We start from the raw sequence: 15,920 nt of genomic DNA on the forward strand, positions 1-15,920 counted from the left end.
GATCCCGGCATAGGCACTAATATTCAATGGTGTTGCATTTGTGGCCAGAGCCTAAAAATTCTGGCCATTTTTTCGTGCCTCGTTATCTGCGTCACAACCTAAAACCAAAAAACTAAGTTCAAGGAGCCACTATGGCATCAAGAGTCACCTATCAGCCTTGTGCTGTGTGCAGTACCAAGTTTCCTGTAAGGCCCCAAGCACCCCATGCGAAGTTCTGTTCCGGTAAATGCCGGATGCAGTTTCATCGCCAAGAGAAGCAAAACACAAAACAACAATCTCAAACCCAAGAGGTAACACCAATGGCGACACAAACACCAATGCAATTTGTATTTTCCGAAACGGAGTACCGATCACGCTGCGAAAATGAAATTGCGTTCTATAAGTCACGAATCGAGAAGCCATATGAGGGTATCGTCGGGGCTATCATCGAATCTTCACCGAGCAATCTAACATTGCGACAGTCTCTCGATTACTACCATCAAATGCTTTCTGCTGGTTACACGCCGCTTGAAGAGATGTCGGCTCTCCCAACAGCAACACTATTTGATAGTCCGCTGGGTTCATTCGTCACCATTTACCTGATGAAGCCTGATGCCCAGCAGGAAAGTGATTGTGTGAAGATTCGTCAGCAGGTTAAGGCTCAATATGAGGCCGAACTTGAAGCAGCGTTGAATGCTGAAATTGATCGTCAAGTGGCGTTGTCACTTGCCAAAGATGAGCGTGACCGCCTACAGGCCGAACAACAACAACGCTTGAACCGTGAACAAGAAGTTCGTGATGAACTCGCCGCTTCCCGTGCAAAGCTCCGAGATCAACTCATTGAATCCGGCAAATTGAACGCCGATGGAAGTGCAGCATGACAATTGATGCAACTACCCGAATCTTGCTTGAGAAATATGATCCAACTAACAAGGCCCTACAAGCTCCTGTAAGCGCTTCTAATGTTGAGTCGCTACATACACATAAGCAAGCCAATAAAGTGTCTCCTGTAAGCTCTCAGGAGGTCGTATATAAGTCTGCAAGTGGTCGTACTGGTGTGATTGCTGTTTTGATGGATTCAACCCAGTATGACGACGCTGATATCACCAACGCTTGCGCTGAGTTTAACAGCCTACATCCCGAACAGATGAGTAACAGCTACCAACTACCTTGCACCTATGAAGGCATCCCAGCCGGAAGCTGGGTGTTTATCGAATACCCTGAGGAAACTAATGGATCAAACAAGTAACACCGCTACAAGGCTGAATAAAGCCTCCCACCAGTATCACGCAATCTTCACAGTACACCCTGCCGCAGCAATCTCTACACGAGATTTCATGTCACAGTTTGCCGACTACGCTAATCGTTGGCACGGCCACCCGGTCAAAGTTGTTTACAAGTGGACTCGCCACGAAAGTGGGGCGCTCTTCTACGCAATTAGCGGAACTCGCTCTGTCTTGAAAGCATTTGAGTCCTATCTTGAGCATCGCGAAGTTGCATTTCACATTGAGCATTACGGACATCGACACTCGGAATTCGAACGAGATGTCGCGCTACTGTTTCACCCAATTCATGGATACCACGGAAGGGGGAGCAGCCGATGAACACCGAGATCATTGCCAAGCTCGTTGGCCTTCTCCAGTTTCAAGTGGATGTCTCCGGCCTCCAGAGATTCGAGCGTGGCCTATCCCAAGCACGCCAGAAGATGATGGCTCTGTCTCGTGAGGCAGATGTACTGAGCAAGAAGCTTGGCACCAAGATGGGCATCAAGGTTGATAGCGCCGCTCAGGAAAAACTAGCCAAGACTGTAAGAGCCAACCTCGACAGAGAGTTGAAGCTTGAAAACGCTGTGCAGCGTACACGCCGCGCCACGTTCACCGCTGAGCTGGCAGGGCAGAAACTCATCAACCTTCGTCAGAAAGAAGGGGCTGCGATCCAGTCCCAGGCCCTACGCGACAAGATCGCTCAGGCCGTTCTAGATGCCAAATCAGCCAAGGCCGAAGGGGAGCGCTTGAAGGTGTCAGGTGCAGCTCTTAAGCAGGCTCAATCCGTTGAGCAGCACAAGGCCCGTCAAGTTCGCTGGGAAGCGCTCTTGGGTCAGCAGCAACAGAAGACCGCCATCTTGCAACAGAAGCAATTCCAAGCAATGACGGCCACCCAGAGAGCCGAGTTTGCATTGCAGCAGGCGAGAATTCGAGGCCATAGGGCAGCAGAGAAATTCGCTGCGTCACAAGAGGCTGCAAAGCTTCGCGCTCAGCGTCTCGATGTGAGCCACGCCCAGAAAGCCGAGCGCTTCCAATGGGCGCAAACAAGACAGGCAGCGTGGGCTGCTAAGCAGGCTGAGCCTAAGCCCTTTACAGGCTTTGGTGCAGGTATTGCCCTTGGTGGTGTTGCAGGTGGCGTTGCCGCTGTAGTGGCTGCGCTGGGTGCCCTCTCTGCACGACTGGACAAGCGTCAAGCCGACGCAAGCGAGAGCCAAACCTATCAGAATATCTTCGCTCAGGTGGGAGGTAAAAACCCAGCCAATGCGGAACGAGCTGAAAAGGCTTTCGCCGAAATGACCGAGAAATACGGCATGACCAACAACGCCCAGACAGCCGCCGATTTCCGTGTGTTCATGCTCAGTCAGCAGGCCAAAGGCATTGCAATGTCAAAGAGTCTTGCCACGTATGAAACGCAGCTTGCGGCGTTCCGGGCGGCTGGGATGACTAAGGCTCAGCAGGATCGCGCCGTGATTCAGTTGCAGCAGGTGCGGAGCTTGGGCAAAGCGGATACAGAGGACGTAAAAACCTTCACAGAATCGGCGCCCTTGATTCGATTGGCTATCACAGAGGCTTGGGGTCAGCGTACCGGGTACAAGGGCGACAACCTTGACGGTGCGTTCATGAAGTCGATTCCAAAGGGTGGTGTCACCTCGGCGGATTTCGAAGCTGGCTTCGCTCGTTTCGTATCACAGCAACAAGAAACGCTTGCTCGCCAGATGGTGAGTATCGACGCTCAGCAAACCCGTCTGGACAATGCCAAGTATTTGCAGCAACAGGAAATCAACGCTTCGCCTTTGCTGGTGAAATCCATCAGTGATCGTATCGCCGCCGAGGGTGAGCTTGTCACTGCACTCGCTCCGTTGAAGCAATCGTTAATGGATTTCGAAGCAGGTTTGATGCGTGCAAACACAAGCATAATCCGCTGGATGATTGGCCGCGATTCAGATGGCACTGTTGCAACCACTGCTATGTCGAAAGATGCAAATCCGACTCCCGGCTCAGTAGGTGCAGCGCTTGGCCCGAGATTGAAGCCAGCACCTCTAAATGCCCAAGGAGACTTGGAAGAGCGTGCTCAGCCCGGACTATTGAATGGTCTGCGTCGTCTTCTCACTGGAACAACCATTGAAGATGATCAAGCTAAAGCCAATGAGCATAGAGAACGTTGGGCGGGTGGACATATCAACCCAGTTCAACGCGAAAGTTTCGATGTATTCCGAATTGGCTCTCCAGATCTTGGCAAAGATCCAGAGAATCTTGCAGACGGAAAACTTCGTCAGTTTCGTTATCAACCTGTTACTGCTCAGGACGTGATGGAAGCAGCGCAACAACAACGCAAGCAAACGGCGTTGCCAAGTGACTGGATGTCGGCAGATGATCCAAATAATGGGCGAAGCGTCAAACCCGCTGAAAGCAATATCGACCAAAGTCATACAGAGGTTAACGTCTCTGTAAATGTGGATGCTCGTGGTATGGATGCTGCCGAAATGAGACAGCTTTCGGCTGAGACCTTCCATGATGAATTCAATAAGGCGCTGAGAACGGCCCGAGCTTCACAGACCGAGGTTGAGTGATGAAAGGAATCATCCTTGCATAGCGCTAGGCTTCTTAGTTCAGATCGTTATAGCGACGGGCCTAACGCTCTGGCTATTCAATCACAACAGCGATATGGCGTTGCAGTATGCCCAAATGGCAGAGCGTAACGCCAACGCTTACACCGATGAGGCACTACGTTTGCGATATAACCAACTTCAGCTGGAACGCTCGCAAGAGCGTGAAAGCCTTCATACATGGATTGATAAGCGGATCGACTTGAAGCTTTCTCAACTTCCCAAGGGGCATAAGCAATGAAATATTATGAGATCGTCAACCAATCAGACTATAGGGCCGCTTGCGGCCTTTATGTCGCCGAGACTTACGGTGAGGCTGTAGTGCATCAGCTACCGGCCGTGCTGGATACGCTTTGGTCTTCACTGCTGGCAGGTGCGACTGAGGAACTCGCACAGCTCAATATTCTGAGTGATCACCGCCTACCAGTTCCAGAAAAGAAGTAACACCCTCCTATGTATCTGAGTGATTCCTCAGTACATCGCTACAGGTCAAGTAATTCAAGGGCTGTAACCCTTTTTCCTGTCACACCACCGTGTGCGTGAGCACACATTTCTATCCCATTTCACAGGAGACAACTGTATGGCATTGCCATTCGAATTCAAATCATCAGGGGCGGCGTTAACCGCTGCCATGACCCTGATCGGAACAACACGTAAGAAATTTGTAATCAAACAGATCATCAATCCATTTGGTCAGCTCCGCTGGATCGTCACACATCCAGACGGAAACCCGGCAATCCCATACGAGGTATTCACAGCATGAAGACTTTCATCTGTAGGCACTGCCAAACCCAGTTTTCTAATTCAAAGGTTCAAGTCTTTTGCAGCGGACGTTGCAGACATGAATTCACCCTAATCAATCCAAAACCAACACACCCTGCTGACCATGACGGAGCACTACATGCAACAAGACACATCGAACAAGACTAATAAGGCCGAGCGCCGTCCACGTTGTAAACACTGCGCTAAGCAGTTCCGCACAACCAGTATCAAAGCCATCTACTGCACACGTCAGTGCAAACAAAACGCCGCCACAGCCAAGAAGCGCGTCAGATACGCTGAGAAAGCCAGAGACAGTGCCTTCTTCCAGACTCTGGCCTTTGAAGCTCAACGTGCCGGAACGCTGGAGGTCTTCACCGGCCTTGATGCTGAATCCCTCGCTGAGCTTTACCGTCTGTACGCTTTCAAGCTACGTGCAAACCGATTCGGCGAAGCCAAGGATTTCGAGCTGTCACACATTGCTCCGTCACAGGGTGAAAACACAGTCGGTCTCTGCCATCCACGAAACCTGACAGTGGCACCCAAGGACATGAACAGATGTCACGGCACCCGTCACTTCGGCCACGGCGTGAGCATTGATCGCAACAAGCTCAACCCGCGTCACACCGTTGAGCGTGGGGAAACACAGAAGGCGATTGTGCAACGCATCATCAAGTTTGTTGGCCCTAACGTAGTTGCCCAAGCGTCGAAGCTTGCGGGTATGCAGCCATCCAAGCGCGTCACAGTGTTGACCTGGCTCCGTGCCCACCTTGACCCGAGTAACACCCAACACCACACATGGTTAACAAGCCTCGACACAATGACAACAAAGGCCCTGACAGCCCTTAAGGCCGGTATCGAGGGCAAGGAAGGATGTAATTTCAAATTCACCACACGTGCCTACACACAGTTTGAAGTGTTGTATCGCGAGCTTGAGCGCCATGCCCAGCACCGCCCTGAGCTGGCCCAAGTGGTGAAGGTGATCCATGTAGCAGCAGGGCACTTCTTTAGTAGCTGGTCAGCCGATGTCATTTGCTCTCGTTCAATCGATGAGCTGGTGGGGTGGGTGCCAGCCGACTTCATGTCACCACCCGAGCTACAGGCTCTGTTCGATGTGTTGCACGGGAAAGACGTAGATGCCATTCACCCAGTGCTCGAAGTGTTCGCGGAGCGCCACAGCGGAGCTATAGAGCGTATCCCCACATACCAGCCAATCGTGTTCAAAGCTCAGCGCCCGGCTAAGGTTGGGGCAAAGGTGCACAGCCCTGTCAGCGTCGCTGCTGACGCTCGTTCATTCGCTGACTGTCTGGATGGGGAAGGGCAGGATGATGTTCCAATGCTTCTGCCGGTGTCAGAGCTGTATCAGATCGCTCCGCTTGCGAATCAGGTTGAGCCTCTCCCGTGGGACTGACGAGTAAGGGGCGGAACCCTCGATACACCCACTCAAATGCATGCAATATTCCGTATATAGCTAATCCCGCAAGCACACCGCCAAGGAAGATACCAATACCCAGCTGATTATTTCCTGCCTCTGGTACATGCGGCGATGTTTGAATCAGCTTGAAGGATACAAACAGCCCGGTGGCAATGGCTGCCGTCCACTTCAACAGCTCCCAGAGCCGTCGCCATCCTTCTGCATGCATCCTCTCTACTCCTAAAATAGTCTGTGATCAGTTACTGGCGTCGATGCCATCTCACGCCCATGGCTTACACGCGCTCTCCGGTAAGAGATACCATACCACTTTGATAGTGGCTCATTGGCATTGCTTCCTAGCGTCTATCCGGGGTAGGTTGTCTGGGTATCCCATCCCCCCTGAAAGGAAGCACGGAATGATTCACATAATGCTGTCGCTGGACTTGAAAAACGCTGATGAACAGCGCGACGATTTGTACAAGAAGTTGAGGGCGGTACATTTCATAAAGGTGGATGGCGTCGATACGGTTTGGGTTCTTCCGATGAATGTGAGCAACACTCAGCAGAGAATTGATGAGTTAGCTGGCTCCATTCACGAAATACTAAGAAGTACAGTAGAGAAGCTAGACATCCAGAGGATTTCATACGTACTTCAAATGGGAAATACACCTCCAACTCGTATAGTGGTTGAGAAGGTTCGAGGAATTTACAAGGTTAATGAGTTCGACCCGGCTGTAAATGCCGCCTGACTCAGTGCTTCCATTGGCCGAGTCTGAAACCTCGGCCATATCTCAAAACAACCGGGGCGAATCCCCACTAAAACCCTGTGTGCAGTTGTGTCTGTCAGGAATATTGCATTGATAGAGCAAAGCTATGAGGCAGTATTTACGCGGGGTCTGGTGAAAGTGGGTCAAGCTCGATCCGGTGAGAACGCTTCAATCCGAGGTTTCTACGCCAAAACGGTAGTTTTGAGCCGGAATCACCGATTAGTGCAAATCGGCAACATTGACAGGCGCTGAGCTGATGCCTTCACTAGATCCTCCAGTCATGAGAGCAGGGGTGTGGATATGGACGTATTTAGTGGTGATGAATACATAGCGCTGGCCTTACGCCTACACCGTAGGCTTCCTGATATTCGAAGCGATGACGTGCCGCTTTTCGAGCGTTTCATCGCTAATGGCTGGGCGACTGGTGAACCAAATGACATAAGAGGTCAGCGCACCTACTCCAACGCGATGTTGCTTCCTGCGTGCTACGCGGCGTTGAACCTGACACCGGAGATGTTGGTGTCAACAAACGACCGTTAAGCGATACCGTCTATCCGATAGCTATCCCGGTATCATCAAATACGGGTTTACAGATTGTTGATACCATTGCATGATGATCCCTCCATTGTTGATACCCCACGAACGGCGTGGGGGAATACCTAGGAGGTGAGTAAATGAGTCGTCTATTCGGATACGGTCGTGTCAGTACAACAGAGCAGAACACCGACAACCAACTGGTGGCGCTCACCTCCAAGGGTTTCGATATCAAGCCCACCCGCTGGTTCTCTGAACAAATCAGTGGCGGCGTACCAGCCCTCCAACGTCCACAGTTCAGCAAGATGGCCGAACGCATGGAAACGGGGGACACGTTGGTGGTGCTGAAACTGGATCGCCTAGGCCGTGACGTGCAAGACGTTCTCGCCACAGTAGAGAAACTGGCAAAGGATGGTATCCATGTCCGTAGTCTTGACCTCGATGGTGTAGACCTCACCAGTGCAGCCGGGAAGCTACAGCTAACAGTTCTCGCAGCAGTTGCAGCCTTTGAGCGTGATCGAATCAAGGAGCGCACCAAAGAGGGCCTCGCAAGGTCGAGCAAGAAGGGTGGTCGTCCAGTGGCTACCGACACCACGGAAGCAGTGCAGAAGCTCAAGGCTAAAGGCATGACACAGGCTCAGGCAGCAGCCGAACTCAAGGTGAGCTTGCCCACCATCAAGAGACATTGGAACAAGGTTTGAATTAGACCCTGTACACCCACATCAGCCCGCCTTGAGCGGGCTTTGTTGTCTTTGTAGTGCATCCATCTTCGCTGAGGTTGCACGCCTCTGACAGCGTCTGAGAGCGCTACAGGGCGACTGTCTTTATTTTGAATTCATCACGCTATACCCCTCGCTCAGACGTGGTCTGCTCAACACTTCTGAGAGAACTCAGGGCTACAGCTTATTTTTCCACCCCTGCACAGAGACGCCCCCCGCCCTTTGCAAAGTCTGAAAACGGCGGGGGATGTTCAACCTACTTTTTGTCGGTTATGGCATTGATAGGCCGAATCTGGAATTGCTTTGTGTATTTGGGGGATTTGAAAAGGCGACCTTTTCTGACTGCTGTTTCTATGAGTTCATCCATCGCCTCTTCGAGACCCTCCTCTTTATAAGCAATCGATTCTTGATTTGAGTGAATTCCGACGTCGCCGCTAATGGTTTTGCATGGCACGGATGGGTGTTTAATTTCTTCTAAATATTGGTAGAAGGCATCCTTAGCAATCACTAGGCCAAATCGGCGCCACGCGTATTTGCGTCCCCAGTAGTATCCATCTTTGGCCTTGTGTCTCACTCGATCATCATTTTTGCCCTTGTTCTCGGCGAGTTTGTCTAAAGAAAATTGCTTGGCCGCTGAGTAGCTAAGGTATTTGTTTACGGTATCTGCTTTGCCCAAGCATGATGGGTCTATAACTCTTCTGCCAGCCGCGTCCTCCATGTATCCGATATTATAACGCTCACCATTTACTAATTCGATAGCACTGCTATTTGTCTCGAATTGGTACAGCGTCTCAGTAGTAGAGGGTTTGAACTGATGAAGAAATTTACCGCTTGGTTGTTCCGTGATCGTATAGTCTCTGACTATCAGGTCGTGGATTGTGTATAGGTTTCTTGATTTCATGATGCCTTCCATGTCAGTGGGGATTGCGACATTATCCTTTATTTTGGCATAGTGCCACCACGTTCTGGTTATACTTAAGTCTGAGAGACTGCCCGAGCATTTTTTTGCTGGGAATGCAAATTTTTTCTTGATAGTAGTTATCGTTTCGAAGGGGGCACGATGGGTGACACGGATTCGCCAGATTTCAATAAAGCACGAGGATTTTTGATCGGGTATTCATTGGTAGTTCTGCTGTTGTGGTTCTTTGGTGCAGATCTAAGTCAGTTTAAATTAATGGGTAATGAGATCTATCTCAAGGAGAATATCCGTCACGCGTGGTTCGTTATTGCGTTAATTAATGTTTATCTGTTTTTCCGGTTTTACCAGAGGCTTCCAGCAGGGTCGCTGCGTTTTGATAAGCATATGCATAATACTTTGGATAGGGTGTTAATTAATGTTTGCAGGTTTGCATACAAAGGTAGTGCTTTCAAGTATGCGGCTTCGCTTGCAGAGGAAGATGAGGACGGAAAACTTGTCGGGCTGAAGATGTATGGATATCTTACATACAGAGATGATTTGGAGCGGGAAGGGGGGCGAGATGAATTTAGCCCAACTGGCCCTTGGGATTACTCATACCCGAATCGAGTAAAAATAACATTCGGGCTTAGTGCTGAATTTGTCAAAGACGGTATGAATATAAAGTCTTCGGGGGGGAGAAGCTACGATGTAACTCCGAACAGAATTTTGTACATGGTTGCTATCGTTTACGCTTTTCTAAAAGGAGCAATGGGGCTGGCATGGTTTACTGATAATGTCTGGCCGCTTTTATTTGGAAGTCTCAGCACTGGGGTGGCAATGTACAAATGGTGGCAAATTCATCATGTGTTTCGTCACGCTTATCTAAGTGGATTCAATCAGGTGCTGTTGCCGTTATGATATTTTATATCTTTTTTTAGATAGTTAGTGGGCTTTGGTAGCCAGATTGAGTGGCCTAACATTTGATCAATTGGTACGGCAGGCAGCTTAGCGACGGCGTCGAACTTCTGTTTCGGTGACGATCCATTCGAATATACGTCGAACGTCACCGTTCCGGTTTCATGACCTACAAGCTCCTTGATCAACCTGTCAGGTATGTCTGCCCGTACCAGTTGAGTAATTACCGTCGCCCTTATGCTGTGGAACACGCGGTTACGATCAAAGCCCAAGGTGGTTTTCAGCCTACCAAACGCCTTACTCAATGCGTCCGACCGAATCGAGTATTTGTTATTGCTGCCGGTGGGCACCAGATAGCCATCCGTAGATGATTCGCTGAGTCGATCCACCAGCGCCGTTAGGTTGGGATGCACTGGCACCTGTCGAATCCCCGCAACGGTCTTCGAATCCACGATATCGAACATCCTCACCCCGTCCACGGTAATCAGATGTTCCTTGCGGAGCTGGCACAGTTCCTCAATGCGAGCGCCGGTATACCCACCCAGTATGATCAAGTCTGCCAGTGTGTCGAGACCTTGTTTCTTCGCTGCTGAATACAGGGTGCCGACTTCCTCAACGGTGAAAGCCTTCCGTTTCGCGTCAAGCTTGGCCTTGCCTTTGAGTGTAGGTAGCGTGTGTTTTTCGAACGGGTTCACATGCCCTTTGAAGGTCTGTCGCCACTGTGGCTCATGCGTCATTGCCCATCGCCAGAATTGGCTACCAGCGAGCAGATATTGCTGCTTGGTTTTCGAGCTGAGTTTCATGCCCTGTAGCCATGCACTCACCGAATCAAAGTCGAGCTTGGTGCCAGTCGTTTGCAGATGCTCCGACAGATTCAACAGCTTCGACTCCTGCTGATTCACCGTCTTGAGGGCGACATGGTGCTCAAGCCTGTAGGTGCGGAATGAGGCTAACCGTGCCTTCGTAATCGGCGAGCGAGCCTTGTAGCTGGCCGGATCTTTCACCAATGTTTCCAGTTCTTGGCGCTGCTGAGCGGTGAGCTTGTAATCAGTGCCGAGACGCTTTTGCAGCATGCCTTTGAGCCCTCGATTCAGTTCGTCCTGAATCTGTACTCGCCCGCCGATTCCATCCTTTAGGTGGTCGCCCACGAGCAGGCGCACTGCTTCCATGAGCCGAGGGCTGCTCATCAGCTTCGCTTTCAGGGCTGGATCAACATCAGGCAGTGGTGGGGCGGTCTCACCGACAAGCGCTCGTTTCTGCCCTTGGGTGATGGCATCCAAATCTTCAAGGGTTTGCACTATGTCTTCTTGCCAGCCATCTCCCAGTAGCTTGCCTTCACGTATGGCTTTTATCTGGCTCTTCCAAGCGTGCAGGATGGGCAGACGACGGAACATTGCCTCCTCTCGCGAGCCAGTTTTCAGCGACAGGGACAGGATACGACGACCGCCGAAAGCCTCTCGCACGTCCTTGGGTATATCCATTCTGACGTGGTAGGTGCCGCCTTGAAGTTCGAGATTGTTGGCCTTGGGCATGGTCAGTAGCTCCGATGATTCTACGTAAAGAGTCTACGTAAAATCGCCGGGAAAGCCAGTAAATACGGCACCTGCTGGGCTTGGCGGCTACGTATGGTGAGTCCCTATCTCTCCGCCATTATTGAACAAGAAAAAGCCCCCGTAATCATTGATGATTACGGGGGTTTTTTCGTTTCTGGCGTTTCGTTCGTGAGGCTTTTCGGGTACAACCTGCCGACTGCATAAAAGGAACAGCTCGATGAGTGAAGTTCAGCCGTTGGTGGGTGATGACGACGTTAGGCCGCAGGCCGTGAGTCTGCGCGAGGCGTTCTGGTTCTGGTTGAAGCTGGGCTTTATCAGTTTCGGCGGGCCGGCCGGGCAGATTTCGATCATGCACCAGGAGTTGGTCGAGCGGCGGCGCTGGATTTCCGAGCGGCGTTTTCTGCATGCCTTGAACTATTGCATGTTGCTGCCCGGGCCTGAGGCGCAGCAGTTGGCGACTTACATTGGCTGGCTGATGCATCGGAGCTGGGGCGGGATTGTGGCCGGGGCGTTGTTCGTGTTGCCTTCGCTGTTCATCCTGATTTTCCTGTCGTGGCTCTATATCGCCTTCGGTGAAGTGCCGGTGGTCGCCGGGCTGTTTTACGGGATCAAGCCTGCGGTGACGGCCATCGTCGTGCAGGCGGCGCATCGCATCGGTTCGCGGGCGCTGAAGAACAATTGGCTGTGGGCGATTGCGGCGGCGTCGTTTACGGCGATTTTTGCGTTCAATGTGCCGTTCCCGTTGATCGTGCTGGGCGCGGCGGTGATTGGCTATTTCGGCGGTCGCCTGGCGCCGGAGAAATTCAGGGCCGGCGGGCATAGCGCAGCGAAGAAGTCTTTCGGCGCGGCGTTGATTGACGACGACACGCCAACCCCGGCCCATGCCCGTTTCAGCTGGACGAAACTGGCCACGCTCGCCGTGATTGGCGCCGCGCTTTGGGCGTTGCCGATGGGGGTATTGACCGCGCTATTCGGCTGGCAGGGCACACTGACGCAGATGAGCTGGTTCTTCACCAAGGCAGCGCTGCTCACCTTCGGTGGAGCTTACGCAGTGTTGCCCTACGTCTATCAAGGTGCGGTCGGTCACTACGGCTGGCTGACCCCGACGCAGATGATCGATGGCCTGGCGCTGGGCGAAACCACACCGGGGCCGCTGATCATGGTGGTGGCGTTTGTCGGTTTTGTCGGCGCTTATGTGACGCAGGTGTTCGGCGCCGATCAGGTGTTTCTCGCCGGAGCGGTCGCCGCCGCGCTGGTGACGTGGTTCACCTTTCTGCCTTCCTTCCTGTTCATCCTCGCCGGCGGCCCGCTGGTGGAGTCGACGCACGACGAACTCAAATTCACCGCCCCGCTGACCGCGATCACCGCTGCGGTGGTCGGGGTGATTCTCAATCTGGCGTGTTTCTTCGGCTACCACGTGCTCTGGCCGCAAGGCTTCAGCGGCAGCCTGGACTGGCCCTCGGCGTTGATCGCCATTGCGGCGGCCATTGCGCTGTTTCGCTTCAAGCGCGGCGTGATTCAGGTGTTGCTGGGCTGTGCGTTGGTTGGGTTGGTGGTGCATTTGCTGCGTTAGTGATCGCGGCGCTGGAAATCGAATCGCGCGCTGGAGACTCGATTCCGGCAATAAGTTCCGGTCATTCCAGTGCGAATATCCCCAGCGGTATAGCCCCGTTTCGCTTGTTGGCGCGGTTCAAACCATTTGTCCTGTCGCCACAAATTTTTTGAAATTTCCGCAACGACAATGCTTCACAAAAGGGTAGGCAAACTTTTACCCAGAACTTGCCACGCTTACCCGACTGAGGAGATTTGTCATGTTTCTACATAACAAGCGACTTCAATACACCGTTCGTGTCGCCGAGCCCAATCCGGGGCTGGCCAATCTGTTGCTCGAGCAGTTTGGCGGCGCACAAGGTGAACTGGCGGCGGCTTCGCGCTATTTCACTCAAGCCCTGGCCGAGGACGACCCGGGACGCAAAGACCTGCTGATGGACATCGCCACTGAAGAACTCAGTCACCTGGAGATCATTGGCTCGATCATCGTCATGCTCAACAAGGGCGCAAAAGGCCGGATGGCTGAAGGCGTCGAGCAAGAAGGCGAGCTGTATCGTTCGCTCAATGGCAACGGCAATGACTCGCACATCACCAGCCTGCTCTACGGTGCCGGTTCGCCCCTGACCAACTCGGCCGGCGTGCCCTGGACGGCGGCGTATGTCGATACCATCGGTGAGCCGACCGCCGACATGCGTTCCAACATTGCAGCTGAGGCACGGGCGAAGATTGTTTATGAGCGCTTGATGAACGTGACCGATGACCCCGGCGTGAAAGAGGCGCTGGGCTTTCTGATGACCCGTGAGATTGCGCACCAGTTGTCGTTCGAAAAAGCCCTGCATTCGATTCAGCCAAACTTCCCGCAAGGCAAGCTGCCCGGCATGCCTGAGTTCACCAACGTCTACTTCAACATGTCGCAAGGTACCGAAAGCATGCGCGGCCCGTGGAATCAGGGCGACGATTGGGAGTTCGTCGAAAGTCCGACGCCGGCGGTCGACGGCGGCGATGGCCTGGCCACCGTGCAACTGGACAGCGCCGACGAAGCGCTGCTGGAAAACATGAAGATGCGCACCATGTCCGACCCCAACAGCGAGCCGGTCACCGGTGCGGATCTGGGCTCCGGCGCGCAGGCCAAGCCTGGTTTGTAAGGCACGTGGGGCGCGCCGGACATCAGGCGGCGCGCCCCGGTTGATCACTGTGAAATCATCAAGAAGAGGACTCGACAATGGCTACTCCACAGGAAAACCTGCTCGACTGGCTGCGTGATGCCCATGCCATGGAGCAACAGGCCGAGCAAATGCTCAAGGCACAATCCAAGCGTCTGGAACATTACCCGCAGCTCAAGGCGCGCATCGATCAGCACATCGAAGAAACCCTCGGCCAGCAGAAACTCATCGACGAATGCCTGCAACGTCTGGGTGGTGAATCCTCGACGATGAAAGACCTGGGCGGCAAATTGATGGCGTTCGGTCAGGCTGTTGGCGGCTCCTTGATGAGCGATGAAGTGATCAAGGGCGCCATGGCCGGCTACGTTTTCGAGAACATGGAGGTCGCCAGCTATACCGTACTGATCGCAGCGGCGAAAGCGGCGGGGGATACGCAGACGCAGAAGGCCTGCGAACAGATTCTGCCGCAGGAAGTGGCCATGGCTGAATGGCTGCTCAAGCATTTGCCGCAACTGACCGACGCGTTTCTCGAACGCTCGGCGGATCCGGACAAAGAAGCCAAGAAGTAACCCTTGCCACCGGCGTCCGCCTGCCAGACGGGCGGACGCGCTATCAAATTACGGTGCGACCTGCAGCGGCTTGCGCTCGATCTCCACTGGTTGCAAATGACCCAGCCGATCCAAGTGATAGCGCTGCAGATCCCGCGCCAGAATCAGTTGGCCGTTATACAGCGCCGCCGCTTCACTGCGCACATCTTCGATGGATGGACTCAGCGCCGGGTTGGCCTGATAGCGCGCGCTAAAGTGCGTCAGCACCAGATTGCGCACCCCAGCGGATTCGGCGAAACCGGCGACAGCGGCGGCGCTACTGTGGCCGTAACCGGCACGAGCGCGGTCGATTGCTGCCTGCACGAATGTCGCTTCATGCACCAGCACATCCGCCCATTGCGCCACTTCTGCCAGCAGTGCCGGCCGATCGTTGTCGCCGCAGACGATGATGCGCCGATCAGGTCGCGCGCTCAGCAGATAGTCGCGAGCGTGCAGCATCCGCCCGTCAACCTCCACGTCCTGACCATGGGCCAACTGACCCCAGAGCGGGCCGCGTTCGATGCCTTCAGCGTCGAGTCGCTGCACGTCGAGACGTGGTTCCGGGTCGGACTCGGTGAAGACATAACCATGACACGGCACACGGTGGGACAACTCGACGGTCTGCACCTGAACGTTGAGGTTGCGCCATTCGGTAAGCGTTTCCACAGCGTGCAGGTTGATCTCGAAGGGCAGATGCGATTGCGTCACCTCCAGGCTCATTCTCAGCCACGGCTGCAGCGCCGCCGGCAGAATAATGTCCAGTGGCCGCGTGCGTCCGGACATGCCGGTGCTCGCCAGCAGACCCGGCAAGCCCAGGCAGTGATCGGCGTGCACATGAGTGATGAAAATCGCCCGCAATTCACTCAGTGACAGCGGCGTGCGCAGCACCTGGTGCTGGGTGCCTTCACCGCAATCGATCAGGTACCAGCCCTTGCCGGCAGAGGCGATCAATGCTGTTGCGCTGACGTTGCGCTGGCGGGTCGGCACGCCGGCAGACGTGCCCAGAAACAACAAATCCACGGTGGTTCTCCCTGGCGGATCGGATTTCAGATATTGCGTGCAGTTCTCGGTGAGCTTTCGACAATCAGCGAGGCGATTCGGATCCATCGAAGTACCGGGACAATTCATCGGACACCCGCCGTTGCGGTGTGCGGCCTTGGCACTTCGCTCGCTGATGATGGTCACAGCGAAACGGAGTCACTTAGCGGAG

At 53.5% G+C, this 15,920-nt stretch carries 16 protein-coding genes; 13 read left to right on the top strand and 3 right to left on the bottom strand.

Features of this window, described 5'->3' with window-relative positions:
- The first annotated feature begins 233 nt into the window (after positions 1-233).
- From ACYSTU_RS12730 to ACYSTU_RS12770, 9 genes are all read left to right on the top strand, one after another.
- Entirely contained in the window at positions 234-860 is a 627-nt protein-coding gene (locus ACYSTU_RS12730; RefSeq protein ID WP_130926759.1) for a hypothetical protein, read from the top strand.
- Positions 857-1,228 carry a hypothetical protein gene (locus ACYSTU_RS12735; protein ID WP_498998952.1) on the top strand — a complete coding sequence of 124 codons (372 nt, stop codon included), beginning with the start codon at positions 857-859 and terminating at the stop codon, positions 1,226-1,228. The genes ACYSTU_RS12730 and ACYSTU_RS12735 overlap by 4 nt, the downstream gene beginning before the upstream one ends.
- 351 nt (positions 1,229-1,579) lie before the next feature.
- On the top strand, positions 1,580-3,814 hold the full coding sequence (locus tag ACYSTU_RS12740; RefSeq protein ID WP_498998955.1) for a tape measure protein: 2,235 nt from the start codon (positions 1,580-1,582) through the stop codon (positions 3,812-3,814).
- 273 nt (positions 3,815-4,087) lie between these two features.
- The gene (locus ACYSTU_RS12745) at positions 4,088-4,294 is read left to right on the top strand and encodes a hypothetical protein (RefSeq protein ID WP_130926755.1); all 207 of its coding nucleotides are present in this window, start codon (positions 4,088-4,090) and stop codon (positions 4,292-4,294) included.
- Positions 4,295-4,430: 136 nt separating this feature from the next.
- Positions 4,431-4,613, top strand: a complete 183-nt coding sequence (locus ACYSTU_RS12750; protein ID WP_130926754.1) for a hypothetical protein — start codon at positions 4,431-4,433, stop codon at positions 4,611-4,613.
- Between the two features lie 138 nt (positions 4,614-4,751).
- Positions 4,752-6,020, top strand: coding sequence for a hypothetical protein (locus ACYSTU_RS12755; RefSeq protein ID WP_498998961.1), 1,269 nt, complete (start codon positions 4,752-4,754; stop codon positions 6,018-6,020).
- Positions 6,021-6,439: 419 nt separating this feature from the next.
- A complete protein-coding gene (locus ACYSTU_RS12760; RefSeq protein ID WP_498998964.1) occupies positions 6,440-6,772 on the top strand; it encodes a hypothetical protein in 333 nt (110 codons plus the stop codon).
- Positions 6,773-7,090: 318 nt separating this feature from the next.
- Positions 7,091-7,330, top strand: coding sequence for a hypothetical protein (locus ACYSTU_RS12765; protein ID WP_498998970.1), 240 nt, complete (start codon positions 7,091-7,093; stop codon positions 7,328-7,330).
- A gap of 134 nt (positions 7,331-7,464) precedes the next feature.
- On the top strand, positions 7,465-8,025 hold the full coding sequence (locus ACYSTU_RS12770; RefSeq protein WP_130926750.1) for a recombinase family protein: 561 nt from the start codon (positions 7,465-7,467) through the stop codon (positions 8,023-8,025).
- A 274-nt stretch (positions 8,026-8,299) separates the two neighbouring features.
- Here the strand turns inward: ACYSTU_RS12770 and ACYSTU_RS12775 are convergent, their stop codons facing one another.
- Complete coding sequence (locus tag ACYSTU_RS12775; protein WP_123596287.1) at positions 8,300-8,944, bottom strand: hypothetical protein; 645 nt, start codon at positions 8,942-8,944, stop codon at positions 8,300-8,302.
- A 159-nt stretch (positions 8,945-9,103) separates the two neighbouring features.
- On the opposite strand from ACYSTU_RS12775, the gene ACYSTU_RS12780 reads away from it, so the two are divergent.
- Positions 9,104-9,859, top strand: a complete 756-nt coding sequence (locus ACYSTU_RS12780) for a hypothetical protein (RefSeq protein WP_498998976.1) — start codon at positions 9,104-9,106, stop codon at positions 9,857-9,859.
- On the opposite strand, the gene ACYSTU_RS12785 is transcribed toward ACYSTU_RS12780, so the two are convergent.
- Positions 9,838-11,388, bottom strand: coding sequence for a tyrosine-type recombinase/integrase (locus tag ACYSTU_RS12785; protein ID WP_498998980.1), 1,551 nt, complete (start codon positions 11,386-11,388; stop codon positions 9,838-9,840). The genes ACYSTU_RS12780 and ACYSTU_RS12785 overlap by 22 nt on opposite strands.
- 238 nt (positions 11,389-11,626) lie before the next feature.
- Here ACYSTU_RS12785 and chrA point away from each other — a divergent pair, with 238 nt between their 5' ends.
- The 3 genes from chrA (at position 11,627) to ACYSTU_RS12800 (ending at position 14,692) form a co-directional block, all read left to right on the top strand.
- Entirely contained in the window at positions 11,627-12,982 is a 1,356-nt protein-coding gene (chrA, locus tag ACYSTU_RS12790; RefSeq protein ID WP_498998983.1) for a chromate efflux transporter, read from the top strand.
- Between the two features lie 238 nt (positions 12,983-13,220).
- Entirely contained in the window at positions 13,221-14,105 is an 885-nt protein-coding gene (locus ACYSTU_RS12795; RefSeq protein ID WP_073472943.1) for a manganese catalase family protein, read from the top strand.
- 77 nt (positions 14,106-14,182) lie between these two features.
- Entirely contained in the window at positions 14,183-14,692 is a 510-nt protein-coding gene (locus ACYSTU_RS12800) for a ferritin-like domain-containing protein (protein WP_024012005.1), read from the top strand.
- Between the two features lie 48 nt (positions 14,693-14,740).
- Here ACYSTU_RS12800 and ACYSTU_RS12805 read toward each other — a convergent pair whose 3' ends face one another.
- A complete protein-coding gene (locus tag ACYSTU_RS12805) occupies positions 14,741-15,730 on the bottom strand; it encodes a ribonuclease Z (protein ID WP_498998993.1) in 990 nt (329 codons plus the stop codon).
- Between the last annotated feature and the right edge of the window lie 190 nt (positions 15,731-15,920).

It is taken from the genome of Pseudomonas glycinis, assembly GCF_054871425.1.

Excerpts from the sequence above, each read along its gene's own strand:
- ACYSTU_RS12730 (WP_130926759.1), top strand. The coding sequence starts at position 234 with ATGCAGTTTCATCGCCAAGAGAAGCAAAACACAAAACAACAATCTCAA.
- ACYSTU_RS12735 (WP_498998952.1), top strand. The coding sequence starts at position 857 with ATGACAATTGATGCAACTACCCGAATCTTGCTTGAGAAATATGATCCA.
- ACYSTU_RS12740 (WP_498998955.1), top strand. The coding sequence starts at position 1,580 with ATGAACACCGAGATCATTGCCAAGCTCGTTGGCCTTCTCCAGTTTCAA.
- ACYSTU_RS12745 (WP_130926755.1), top strand. The coding sequence starts at position 4,088 with ATGAAATATTATGAGATCGTCAACCAATCAGACTATAGGGCCGCTTGC.
- ACYSTU_RS12750 (WP_130926754.1), top strand. The coding sequence starts at position 4,431 with ATGGCATTGCCATTCGAATTCAAATCATCAGGGGCGGCGTTAACCGCT.
- ACYSTU_RS12755 (WP_498998961.1), top strand. The coding sequence starts at position 4,752 with ATGCAACAAGACACATCGAACAAGACTAATAAGGCCGAGCGCCGTCCA.
- ACYSTU_RS12760 (WP_498998964.1), top strand. The coding sequence starts at position 6,440 with ATGATTCACATAATGCTGTCGCTGGACTTGAAAAACGCTGATGAACAG.
- ACYSTU_RS12765 (WP_498998970.1), top strand. The coding sequence starts at position 7,091 with ATGGACGTATTTAGTGGTGATGAATACATAGCGCTGGCCTTACGCCTA.
- ACYSTU_RS12770 (WP_130926750.1), top strand. The coding sequence starts at position 7,465 with ATGAGTCGTCTATTCGGATACGGTCGTGTCAGTACAACAGAGCAGAAC.
- ACYSTU_RS12775 (WP_123596287.1), bottom strand. The coding sequence starts at position 8,944 with ATGAAATCAAGAAACCTATACACAATCCACGACCTGATAGTCAGAGAC.
- ACYSTU_RS12780 (WP_498998976.1), top strand. The coding sequence starts at position 9,104 with ATGGGTGACACGGATTCGCCAGATTTCAATAAAGCACGAGGATTTTTG.
- ACYSTU_RS12785 (WP_498998980.1), bottom strand. The coding sequence starts at position 11,388 with ATGCCCAAGGCCAACAATCTCGAACTTCAAGGCGGCACCTACCACGTC.
- chrA (WP_498998983.1), top strand. The coding sequence starts at position 11,627 with ATGAGTGAAGTTCAGCCGTTGGTGGGTGATGACGACGTTAGGCCGCAG.
- ACYSTU_RS12795 (WP_073472943.1), top strand. The coding sequence starts at position 13,221 with ATGTTTCTACATAACAAGCGACTTCAATACACCGTTCGTGTCGCCGAG.
- ACYSTU_RS12800 (WP_024012005.1), top strand. The coding sequence starts at position 14,183 with ATGGCTACTCCACAGGAAAACCTGCTCGACTGGCTGCGTGATGCCCAT.